This window comes from Rathayibacter iranicus NCPPB 2253 = VKM Ac-1602 (assembly GCF_003149025.1).
Taxonomy (GTDB): domain Bacteria; phylum Actinomycetota; class Actinomycetes; order Actinomycetales; family Microbacteriaceae; genus Rathayibacter; species Rathayibacter iranicus.
The window spans coordinates 80,591-91,440 of sequence record NZ_QGDV01000005.1; the positions used below are offsets into that span (position 1 = coordinate 80,591).

Consider the following 10,850-nt stretch of genomic DNA (forward strand, 5'->3'; position numbering starts at 1 on the left):
GATGGTCCAGGTCGACCGCGGAGAGCATCTGCGCTCGGGAGAGTGGCTTGACCTGAATCGCACGTACTGGGAGGAGCGCACCGGCGAGGGTGCGCTCCGACCGGGGTTGGCGGAGGCGGTGCTGTCCTCGACGCTCACACCGCGAGTTCTGCACCTCGGCTCCGGCGACGGCCTCGACGCGCACGAATTCGCCGGGCGGGGCGCGACTGTCGTCGGGGTCGACTTTTCGATGCCGGCTGTACGCCGTGCGCGCGCTCGTGCTGCCGAGCGCGATCTGTCCGAGCGGATCCGCTTCGTCTGCGCGAACCTCTACGAGTTGCGGCACATGCTGCCCGAGCCGGACTCTTTCGACGTCGTGCTCAGCTCGGAAGGCGTCGTGTCATGGTTGCCCGACCTGGAGGAGTGGGCGCGGCTCACCGAATGGTTCGTGGCCCCCGGAGGCGTTGTCCTGGTGTGGCCTCGCTCAGGCACTCCGAGAGAAGCGGCCGACGTGCGCACGTGGGCTCGATCCTCGGCGGACCTCGCAGCTGCCTTGACGGCGGTTGGCCTCACCGTCGATCGGCAGGATGTGCTGCGCGCGACGAAGCCCGTCTGAGGGGGAACGTCGACTGGGCGAAGCGTCGATTTGCACCAGCTTCGTAAGGCCTGTAGTGTTTTCTCTTGTGCCGCGGGGTGGAGCAGTTCGGTAGCTCGCTGGGCTCATAACCCAGAGGTCGTAGGTTCAAATCCTGCCCCCGCAACAAGAAAGCGAAAGCCGGTCCCGAAGGGGATCGGCTTTCGTCGTTTTAGTGGCCCGTCACTGGGCATCCGGGATGTGCTCCTCGTCAAGGTTCCCGGCAGATTCGTTCTCGTGACGTCTGTGGCTGCGCGTCCCCGCCTGCTGGCTGCTGCCAGGTCAGACCGCTCCTGCCAAGGCCCTGGTTGTGGGCGCCGGTAGGCCCCGTCACTCTCCAACCGTCATTCCGCGCCAGGAGAGCGCGTCGACCGGCTACTGCGTATCCTCCTGGTCACTGACATTCCGTCAGGTAGGAACGAAGGAGACAACCATGAAGACCGGAGCGGTCAAGAACAGTGGATCGGCGGGCTCGGCGGCCTGGGCGAGGGTCGCCCTGCTGGGCGTCGTCGCCGGAGCGGCGATCACCGGGGCCGCACCGGCAGGCGCCGACGCCTTCTCGGATGGCTGCGTGTACGTCTGCCTGTTCGAACACGCCAATTTCGGCGGAAAGATGACTCAGCAGAATCCGAACCGCGAGTCGCTCGGCGGCGACTGGTGGAACGATCAAGCCTCCAGCGTGGCCACCAATAAATATGCCACGCGCTTCTACTCGGACGAGCGCTATCACGGATGCAGCATGTTTCTCCCGGCGCAATCGTCCGAGCACTTCCTCCCCAATCGGCATTGCGACGGTGATCCGCACGATCTCAACGACCAGATCAGCAGCTGGAGGATCGCCTGATGCGCAGTGGTGTCCCTCTGTCTTTCGGTGTCTTCATCCTCGCCGGGATTTCCGTCGTCCTCGTCGGCTGTTCTCAGGAAGCCGTCGGCGTCAGTGGATCGCCTGCCCCGGCGGCGACAGAAGACCAGGTTTATGAGCAAGTCGCCCCGGATGGTTCGGTGCATGCCGTTCTTCATGAGGAGTTTGAGTCGGTTCGTCTTCCCCTCGATGAGTTCCTGCCCACGACCGACGAGATGCTCGCGGTCACCCACGCGAATGATCTGCTCATCCTCGACTGCCTGCAGCAGTCCGGTCGTGATTATTCGCCGGCGCATGTGGACTGGCAAGGGGGTTCGGAGGAGCAGTTCAACCGCCGGTACGGCAGTTGGAGTGTGTCTCGGGCTGCGGTGTATGGCTACGACGTCCCGGAGTCGCCGTATGAGAAAAGCGTGATGGCCGCGGTCGCCGCGGACGGGACGCCGTCGGCGGAGCAGATGGCTGCCGAGAGCAGGTGCACCAAGTCGGTCGAGCGGATCCCGAATCTCACAGAAGACGCGGGCCACAGCGATAACCCCACCGAAGCGTTGATGGTGGTTGTCGATGAGGGCCGCTACGGGGGCGCTGCGGCGGCGGCGGAGAGTGAGGAGTTCCCGAAGGTTCGGGCGGCTCTTGCTGAGTGTTTTGCGCGGAGCGGGTTGTCCATGAGTGATAACCCGTCGTCGTTTGAAGTGATGAATAAGCCGGAGGATGCCGAGGGCCAGGTGAGGACGGCGGTAGCCGAGGCGACGTGTCATCAGGAGGCGAAGGTGGAGCAGACCCTCTATGACATTCAAGCTCAGTATCAGGCGGGGTATATCGCGGCTCATGAGGCGGAGCTGGCTGTGGTGAAGCAGAAGCAGGCGGAGGTGCTCGAGCGAGCGAAGAAGGTGATCGCTGAGCATGGAAGCTGAGCCGGATGGCGACGTCGTTGCCCGGCCGGGGCTTATCGCGCGTCCCGCTGTGATCGGAGTCTTTGTCGCGGTCGTCCTGCTCGCCGCTGGCAGCGCGTTCTGGTGGGGTCGGTCACTTCAGACTCCTGAATCGGTGGCCGTCGATGCGTCCACCACCGTGGTGCCGGTCGATGTTGCGATTGAGTCCCGCGTGGTCGCCGAGTCCGCTCGACTGCAGGGAGAGGTGGTCGCCGGCACGACTCTGCCGGTCGAAGCCGTCCGGCCGCGCTCGGCGTCCCGTGCTGTCGTGACGGCGGTTCACGTCGAGGTCGGGCAGGAGGTCGGCGCCGGGATGCTCCTCGCCGAGGTCTCGGACAGACCCGTGTTCGTGCTGTCGATGGATGTGCCGCCGTATCGTGCGCTCGCGGCGGGCGATACGGGGGAGGACGTCACGCGCTTCCAGCAGGCGCTCGCGGAAGCCGGCCTGGACGTCGTGGACAGCGGCGTCATCGACGCGCAAACACAGCGGGCGATCCGAGACCTCTACCACCGGGCTGACGCGGAACCACCGGGGGGCATCGGGCCGGGAACGAGTGTCGACCTCGGTGAGCTCGTCATCCTTCCCGGTCCGAGTGCCATCGTCGCCTCGGTCGCCGCCGTGGGCACCGTCCTGTCGGAGGGCGGCTCCGGCGGAGGCTCATCGCCGGCGTCGTCGTCCTCGCCGGCGACCGCGGCTCCCGTCGAGCCCAGCGTCGGGACCGGGCAGGCGCTTGCCGAGCTCCGCACGGCTCCCGACGCTGTCCGCGCCCGGGCGACTGTCATCAGCGTGGACGAGTTCACAGTCGGCACGGCCGTCACGCTGATGGGGGAGGCGGGAGCATCGGCCACGGGTACCGTGTCGTCGATCGGAGCTTTTTCCACAGACTCCTCGTCCGGCGCCGGTTACGACGTGAACGTGGCCTTCTCGCAGAGGCCAGACCAGGGTTTTGCGATCGGTCGTCCCGTCACAGTCGCGACCGGTCGGACGGGTGAGCCGGTTCCGGCCGTCCCCCTCGTCGCGGTGCTCCAGGAGGACGGGAAGACCTTCGTTCAGCCGACAGGTGATCCGAGCGCGACGCTGCCGCCCCGAATCGAGATCGGCCTGCGCGCGCAGGCGGACGGCTGGGCGTCCTTCGATCCGACCGAGGCCCTTCCTGTCGGCACGATGGTCCGGGTGCCGAGGTGACTCCGCTGCTCGAACTGCGTGATGTGGCCCGCCGGTACGGGGACGGTACGTCCGCGACGACCGCTCTGTCGGCGGTCGATTTGGTCATCGAACGTGGTGAATTCGTGGCGGTGATCGGTCCCTCAGGGGCGGGTAAGTCGACTCCCCTCAACGTCCTCGGGCTCCTCGATCAGCCGACTTCGGGCAGCTACCGGATCGACGGCGCTGATGTGAGTGCGCTGCGGGACCACCGCCGGGATCAGTTGCGGTCTCGAGTGTTCGGCTTCGTCTTCCAGGCGTCCCACGTACTGCCCGACGACTCGGTCGAGCGCAACGTCGCGGTCCCGCTACGCATCGGCGGCCGGAGCACCCAGGAGCAGAGCGAGCGCGTGACGACGGCGCTCGCGCGCCTTGGTCTGCTGCATCGGCGCCGGGCTGCCGGAAGGTCGCTCTCAGGTGGGGAGCGCCAGCGGCTCGCGATCGCCCGCGCCGTCTGCACCGATCCGGAGGTCATCCTCGCGGACGAGCCAACCGGCAACCTCGACTCGGCGAACGGTCTTGAGGTGATCCGGCTCCTGCAGGAGCTCCACGGCGAGGGCAGGACAGTTGTGGTGGTCACCCACGACGAACGAGTGGCGCGCGCCGCGACTCGCAGGATCGAGGTCGCCGACGGGACGGTCATCGCTGATACCGGAGGTAGCAGCTCCCGCCTCGCTCCTTCACGGCGAGCGGAGCGGGGCCTTGCTCGGCACCGGGCGCGAGCGCTCGTCGGAATCGTGGGCGATGCACTCTCTTCTATGACGCTGCGCCCGGGCCGGACGGCGCTGCTCCTCCTCGCCTTCCTCGTCGGTACCGGGGGTTTGGTCGCCGCAACGGGCCTGGCCGAGACTGCCGCGCACCAGGTCTCGCAGCGCCTCGTTCGGGCGGCACTCGACGAGGTCACGGTGTCGCTTCCCGAGGAACGGAGGACGGCCGAGCGGGTGGACGCTGAGCGAACCGCCGTCGAGCGGATCGACGCTCTCCCCGGGGTCGTCGGCGTCGCGCGTTCCATCTCCGTTTCTGCAGCGGACGCGGGCCTGGCCAGGTTCCGTCCCGGCTCCGTGCTGGTCCGTCAGAGCGCGCCCGTGCGGGTCGTCGGTGGTGACTCCGCCCTGCTCGTGCTCGATGACGTGCGCACCCGGCCGTCATCGGCGCGCTCGCTCTTTGATCCGGCTGTGCCGGGTCGCTTCGCTGTGCTCGGCGCGCAAGCCGCCACGACGCTCGGCGTCGGGGCCGCAGCACCGGGCGTCGAGGTCTGGGTCGGTGGCCAACCCGTCGAGGTCGTCGGACTGATTGAGGACTCCGGCCGCGCGGATCTCGACTCCGCACTCTTCGTCTCCGCGGCGGTCACCGACCATCTGCCGGGAGCCGACCACTCGCTTGTCGTGCGCACCGAGCCGGGTCTACCGGCCGCGGTTGCGGAGGCGATTCCTCTCGCCGTCGCTCCAGGAGCGCCCGGATCGGTGAACGTCGAGACGGTCGCCGACCTGCGAAACCTCCGTCGAGGGGTTGCCGCTGATCTGAGCGCGCTGGTCGCCACGATCTCGCTCGTCCTGCTCGGACTGGCGACGGTGAGTGCGGCCGCGATCCTGTTCGTCTCGGTCCAGTCCAGGGTCGCCGAGATCGGACTCCGCCGCGCCGTCGGCGCAAGCAGGGCGGCGACTGCCCTGCTCTTTCTCCTCGAGGGGGTGCTTGTCGGTGGTGCGGGTGGAGCGGCCGGGGCGGCGAGCGGTCTCCTGACGGTATTGGTCGTCAGCGCCGGTCAAGGCTGGGAACCTGTTCTCTCCTCCTCTGCGCCGCTGCTCGGACTCGCGACGGGGCTCGTCACGGGGACGCTCGCGTCCGTCGCTCCTGCGTTGCGAGCGGCATCGATTGATCCGGCTCGGGCGGTGCGGGCGTGACGAGGTCGTCAGTCGCCCTCGATCACGCTCAGCACGTTGCCGGCCGGGTCGCGGAACCAGCAGATCGTCGGCCCGTGACCGCGCATCACTCCGGTCGCGTCGGTCGGTAGGGCGGGATCGTCGTAGATGGCCGTGACGACTCCCGCCGCGTTCAGCTCCGCCACGGCGGCATCGACACTCTCGACCGCGAAGTTCAGGATGGTGAAGCCCGCCGGCTCGTGGTCGGGCTTGGGGTAGGCGATCGCGCGGCCGCCGCCCGGCAGTTCGATCTCGAGGATGCCCATCGCGTTCACCGCGACGTCGAGACCGAGCACGTCACCGTAGAAGGCACGTGCCTTCTCCACGTCATCCACACTGAAGCCGCTGAACGCGCGTTCGCTCCGGATCATGTCCGTCCTCCGTTCCGCGGCCGCCCCGTTGCTCCCGCGTCGTCACGGACGCTACTCCGGGCAGGCTCGCGAGTCATCACCGAGCGAGGGTGCAGTGGCACCCGGATCTCAGCCGGACTGCTTCTTCACTGACCAGAGCACGCTGTGGCGGGGAGAGTCCCGCCGCGCCCGTGCCACTCGGTGTGTCGCCGAGCCGCGCGCGGTATCCTCGACCGCGATGTGAAGGGTGGCGGTGTGACGGACGAACAGGTGGGCGAGCGCTCGAACGACGGAGCCGGCTCCCACCCGACCCGCCGAAGCCTGCGCGAGGCGAGAGCGAATCCACGGGCCCTCCCGGCCGCACCGGTTGCCACTCCGATCCTGGTCCCCCTCCGCCCCGTTCGCGGACGTTCGCGGAAGGCGGTCCGCGCCGCGTTCAGCACGGTCGCCGTTGCCGCTATCGCCGGGCTCGTCGCTGTCTCGGCTTTGCCGGCCTACTCGTTCGACCCGGCTCCCGATTCGCAGGCCGCAATCGAAGCTGCCGCTCGCGTGCGGGCCCTGGGCAACCAAAAGCTCACGGTCGCGCCGGACGCCGTGCAGGAGCAGGTCATCCGCGACTCCTTCACCGCGCCGACCCAGGCACAGCTCGACGAGGCCGCCGCTCAAGCGCGGGCGCTCGCCGCCGCAGAGCAGGCCGCCCGCGACGCTGAGGCGGCGCGTCTCGCTCAGGAGGCAAAGGCCGCCACCGCACCGACGGGCGCTCCCGCGGGCAGCGCGGGCACGAGCATCTCGGTCACCCCGCGCCAGGAGGGCGACGACTACCCGTGGCGCGACCAGCTCACTGACGAGCAGGGCGGCGGGCTCTCGCCGCTGCGCTACTACTACCGCGAGTGCGTCGACTTCGTCGCCTGGCGCATCAACCGCGACCAGGGATCCACGAGCGCGGCGTTCAAGTGGACCTGGGGCAATATGACCCCGGGAGGCGGCAGCGCCTACGCCTGGGCTGGACAGTGGGCCTCGCACGGCTGGGTGACGAGCAGCACTCCGGTCCCGGGAGCGGTGGCCTGGTTCACCGGCAACCACGTCGCGTACGTGCAGGCCGTCAATGCCGACGGCACGGTCGCGCTCGAGGAGTACAACTGGGGCCACAGCCACGCATACCACACGAGGACAATCCCGGCCTCGCAGGTCGCGCTCTTCCTCTACCCGCCGAGCTGATGGTTGCCGCCATCGGGATGGCGGTTGCGCAGTTTGCCCCGACCATCGACCGCGAGCAGAACCTCGCCGTGATCGCGCGGTTGGTGCGCACTGCGGCGGAGCGCGGTGCGAGCCTGGTCGTCCTGCCCGAGTACAGCTCCGCCTTCACTGACCCGCTCGGGCCAGACATCGTCGCGGCAGGGGAGGCACTCGACGGCCCGTTCGTGCAGGGGCTCGCGGCACTCGCGCGAGAGCATCGGCTCCATCTTGTCGCAGGGATGGTCGAAGCTGTCGACGATCGGCGGATCGCCAATACTCTGGTGGCTCTCGATCCCTCGGGGTCGCTCGTCGCGCGCTACCGCAAGCTCCACCTCTACGACGCCTTCGGGCAGACGGAGTCGGAGTGGGTCGCGCCGGGCGAGATCACCGCGCCCGAAACTTTCGATGTCGGCGGCCTCGTCGTCGGCCTGCAGACCTGCTACGACCTGCGCTTCCCCGAGGTGAGCCGCTGGCTGGTCGACGCGGGGGTAGACGTGATCGCGGCGCCCGCCGAATGGGTTCGCGGCCCGCTCAAAGAGGCACACTGGCGGACGCTGGTCACCGCGCGCGCCCTCGAGAACACCGTCTACCTTCTCGCGGCCGACCAGACGCCACCGATCGGGGTGGGCACGAGCATGGTGGTCGATCCGATGGGCGTCGAGATCGTGACGCTCGGCGAGGTGGAGGACGTCGCCGTCGCCTGGGTCTCCCGCGACCGGATCCTGCGGGCTCGCGCACAGAACCCGGCGCTCGCGCTGAGGCGATTCCGCGTGCAGCCGCTCTGATCCCTCAGCGCACCATCCCCGCGAGGCCTGCCACCGCTTCCTCCAGCACCTCGAAGCGCTTGCAGAACGCGAACCGCACGAGCGAGCGGTAGGGCGCCGCGTCCTCCGGTCGGCAGAATGCGGAGACGGGGACAGCCACCACGCCCGCGAGCCTCGGCAGTTCCCGGCAGAGCGCGACGCCGTCGGCGAAGCCGAGCGGAGCCGCATCCGCGACGACGAAATAGCCGCTGGAAGAGGGAGCGACGCCGAAGCCGGCCGCCGCCAGGCCCGCCGAGAGCAGATCGCGCTTCTGAGCGAGGGTTGCCGCGATCCCGGTGAAGAAAGAGTCGGGCATCCTGAGGCCGAGGGCGACCGCACCCTGGAACGGCGCGCCGCTGACATAGGTGAGGAACTGCTTGACCGCGAGGACCGCGGTCACCAGCTCCCGCGGCCCGCCGATCCAACCGATCTTCCACCCGGTGGTGCTGAACGTCTTACCCGCGGAGGAAATGGAGAGCGTGCGCTCGAACGCGCCGGGGAGGGTCGCCAAGGGTACGTGCGGGGTGTCGAAGCGCAGGTGCTCGTAGACCTCGTCGGTGACGATCACCGCGTCATGCCGCTCTGCGAGGCGAACGATCTCGTGACGCGTGTCGGCGGAAAGGACGGCGCCGGTCGGGTTGTGCGGATCGTTCACCAGGATGATCCGCGTGCGGTCGGTGACAGCAGCGGCCAGCTCGTCATGGTCGACGGTGAAGGAGGGACCGCGCAGGCGAACGGTGCGGTGGACACCGCCGGCGAGGGCAATTAGAGCGCCGTACGCGTCGTAGTGCGGAGTGAAGGTGACGACCTCGTCGCCCGGTTCGAGGAGCGCGAGCAGCGTGGCCGCGAGCGCCTCCGTCGCCCCGGTCGTCACCAGCACGTCACCGTCTGGGTCGAGTTCGAGGCCGTAGAAGCGGCGCTGATGCGTGGCGATCGCCTCCCGCAGCACCGGGAAGCCCGGCCCGGGCGGGTATTGGTTGACGCCAGAGGCAATGGCTGCCTGCGCCGCCTCGAGGACCTCGCGCGGCCCGTCCTCGTCCGGGAAGCCCTGGCCGAGGTTGACTGCACCCGTGCGCTGAGCGAGCGCGCTCATCTCACTGAAGACGGTTGTTGCGACCTCACCACTCGGGCCGAGAAGGCCCGCGCCGGCTGCTGCGCGTGACCAGGATCCAGAAATACTCACTCTTCCAGTGTGCCCGGTCGGGTGACCGTGACGGTTTCATTTCGCGCTCGCAGCCTCGTCATAAGAAACGCTCAGGTACGCTCGCCAAGCTATCCCCGCTTGGAAGGAGCAGCACCCATGACCGAGAGTCACGAGGGTCCTCGTCAGCCGGAGGAACCCACTACGCCGTCGGAGTCCGGCGCCCGAGAGGCGACCGAGCGCACACCCGGCGAGATCTCCGGAGCGTCGTCCTCGACCACCGGGCCCACCGAGCCGATCCACCAGGGCGGGAACCCGACCGAACCCTACCCCTCCGCTCCTCAGCCTCCGTACACGCCGAACGCCACGGTTGGCAACGAAGCGCAACCTGTCTCGCAGTCCGCCCGCTACGGCCAGTACGCGCCTCCCGCGCCCAATACGCTGCATGGCTCCGAGCAGCCGCCCATCGCGAGCGCCTTCGGCACTGAACACTCCGCGGCTTCTTCCTCAGGCACGCGCCGCGCCGGCGTCGGCGTCGTCGCGGCGCTCGCCATCGGCGCGGTCGTCGGAGGCGTCGCCGGAGCCGGCGTGTTCGGCCTGTGGTCCGCTTCCAACGGAGGTGGGACGCGCGTGGTCTCGACCGGCGGCGCGCAGACGATCACCGTGAACAACGCCGAGGACGCCACGACCGCCACCGCGGTCGCCGCCAAGGCGAGCCCGAGCGTCGTGACCATCTTGGTCAAGAACGGGAACGGGGAAGGGGGCGGCGGCTCGGGAATCGTGCTCTCGAAGGACGGATACGTGTTGACCAACACGCACGTTGTCACTGTCGGCGGCACGACGTCCAGCCCGACTGTCTCTGTCTCCACCAGCGATGGGCGCATCTTCGACGCCACTATCGTGGGCACCGATCCGACCCTCGATCTCGCCGTCATCAAGCTCACGGGAGCGACGGACCTCAGTCCGATGACGTTCGCGGACTCCACGAAGGTCAACGTCGGCGACACCGCTGTTGCGATCGGTGCTCCTTTCAGTCTGCCCGGCACAGTCACCGACGGCATCGTGAGCGCACTCAACCGCAGCATTTCGGTCGCCTCCTCGGCGCCGCCGAGTGAGACCGGTGACAAGTCGAGCGGCGGCGGCGACAGCCCGTTCAACTTCGACCTCCCCGGTCAGCAGCAGCCGGCTCAGGCCCGGAGTTCGGTCTCGCTGCCGGTCATCCAGACCGATGCGTCGATCAACCCCGGCAATTCTGGCGGGGCCCTGCTCAACAGCGATGGTCAGCTCATCGGTGTCAACGTCGCTATCTACAGCGCCGAAAAGTCCTCCTCCGGTTCGGAGGCAGGCAGCGTCGGCCTCGGCTTCGCCATCCCCAGCTCGGTCGCCGAGCGCGTCTCGAAGGAGATCATCGCGAACGGCTCGGTCTCGCACGGCCTGCTCGGTGCGAGTGTGGGCGACTCGGTCGAGGGCGTGCTCGGCGCGACGATCGAGAGCGTAGCGGGAGGGGGGGGCGCTTCGGCCGCCGGTCTCGCCAAGGGCGACATCATTACGGGCATCGGAGGCGTCCCGGTCACGAGTGGCACCGATCTCACCGCTCAGGTGCGCTCGCATCCCGCGAACGCCGAGGTCGAGCTGACCTACGTGCGTAACGGCCAGGCATACGAGGCGAAGGCGACGCTGGGTCAGATGGCCACGAACTGACTCTCGCCAGCACCGGTAGCCCTCGCGGAGTCGTCCGCGGGGGCTACCGCTACGTCCTGCCGCACGTCGGATGCTCCGCCGCACGCTCGAAG

General features: G+C 68.6%; 10 protein-coding genes and 1 tRNA gene. 9 read left to right on the forward strand and 2 right to left on the reverse strand.

Going from position 1 to position 10,850, the window contains the following annotated elements:
- The first annotated feature begins 1 nt into the window (after nt 1).
- The 6 genes from B0H03_RS07535 to B0H03_RS16540 all read left to right on the forward strand — a co-directional run bounded on the left by B0H03_RS07535 (nt 2) and on the right by B0H03_RS16540 (nt 5,509).
- Nucleotides 2-595 (forward strand): class I SAM-dependent methyltransferase, encoded by a 594-nt coding sequence (locus tag B0H03_RS07535; RefSeq protein WP_104263815.1) that lies wholly within the window; start codon nt 2-4, stop codon nt 593-595.
- Nucleotides 596-666: 71 nt separating this feature from the next.
- Nucleotides 667-740 (forward strand) — tRNA-Met (locus tag B0H03_RS07540).
- A 306-nt stretch (nt 741-1,046) separates the two neighbouring features.
- Nucleotides 1,047-1,457: a peptidase inhibitor family I36 protein gene (locus B0H03_RS07545; RefSeq protein ID WP_104263816.1), complete on the forward strand. Its 411-nt coding sequence runs from the start codon at nt 1,047-1,049 to the stop codon at nt 1,455-1,457.
- Complete coding sequence (locus tag B0H03_RS07550; protein ID WP_104263817.1) at nt 1,457-2,386, forward strand: hypothetical protein; 930 nt, start codon at nt 1,457-1,459, stop codon at nt 2,384-2,386. The genes B0H03_RS07545 and B0H03_RS07550 overlap by 1 nt, the downstream gene beginning before the upstream one ends.
- Nucleotides 2,376-3,590: a hypothetical protein gene (locus B0H03_RS07555; protein ID WP_104263818.1), complete on the forward strand. Its 1,215-nt coding sequence runs from the start codon at nt 2,376-2,378 to the stop codon at nt 3,588-3,590. The genes B0H03_RS07550 and B0H03_RS07555 overlap by 11 nt, the downstream gene beginning before the upstream one ends.
- Complete coding sequence (locus B0H03_RS16540) at nt 3,587-5,509, forward strand: ABC transporter ATP-binding protein/permease (RefSeq protein ID WP_104263819.1); 1,923 nt, start codon at nt 3,587-3,589, stop codon at nt 5,507-5,509. Before B0H03_RS07555 ends, B0H03_RS16540 begins: the two co-directional genes overlap by 4 nt.
- Nucleotides 5,510-5,517: 8 nt before the next feature.
- Here the strand turns inward: B0H03_RS16540 and B0H03_RS07565 are convergent, their stop codons facing one another.
- Nucleotides 5,518-5,898 carry a VOC family protein gene (locus B0H03_RS07565; protein WP_104263820.1) on the reverse strand — a complete coding sequence of 127 codons (381 nt, stop codon included), beginning with the start codon at nt 5,896-5,898 and terminating at the stop codon, nt 5,518-5,520.
- 234 nt (nt 5,899-6,132) lie between these two features.
- Between B0H03_RS07565 and B0H03_RS07570 the strand changes: the two genes are divergently transcribed.
- Both B0H03_RS07570 and B0H03_RS07575 read left to right on the forward strand, forming a co-directional pair.
- Entirely contained in the window at nt 6,133-7,095 is a 963-nt protein-coding gene (locus B0H03_RS07570) for a CHAP domain-containing protein (protein ID WP_160487258.1), read from the forward strand.
- Nucleotides 7,095-7,898 (forward strand): carbon-nitrogen hydrolase family protein, encoded by an 804-nt coding sequence (locus B0H03_RS07575; protein ID WP_104263822.1) that lies wholly within the window; start codon nt 7,095-7,097, stop codon nt 7,896-7,898. Before B0H03_RS07570 ends, B0H03_RS07575 begins: the two co-directional genes overlap by 1 nt.
- Nucleotides 7,899-7,902: 4 nt before the next feature.
- Here B0H03_RS07575 and B0H03_RS07580 read toward each other — a convergent pair whose 3' ends face one another.
- Entirely contained in the window at nt 7,903-9,099 is a 1,197-nt protein-coding gene (locus B0H03_RS07580) for an aminotransferase class I/II-fold pyridoxal phosphate-dependent enzyme (RefSeq protein WP_104263823.1), read from the reverse strand.
- Nucleotides 9,100-9,216: 117 nt separating this feature from the next.
- Here B0H03_RS07580 and B0H03_RS07585 point away from each other — a divergent pair, with 117 nt between their 5' ends.
- Nucleotides 9,217-10,758 (forward strand): S1C family serine protease, encoded by a 1,542-nt coding sequence (locus tag B0H03_RS07585; RefSeq protein ID WP_104263824.1) that lies wholly within the window; start codon nt 9,217-9,219, stop codon nt 10,756-10,758.
- The last annotated feature ends 92 nt before the right edge of the window (nt 10,759-10,850 follow it).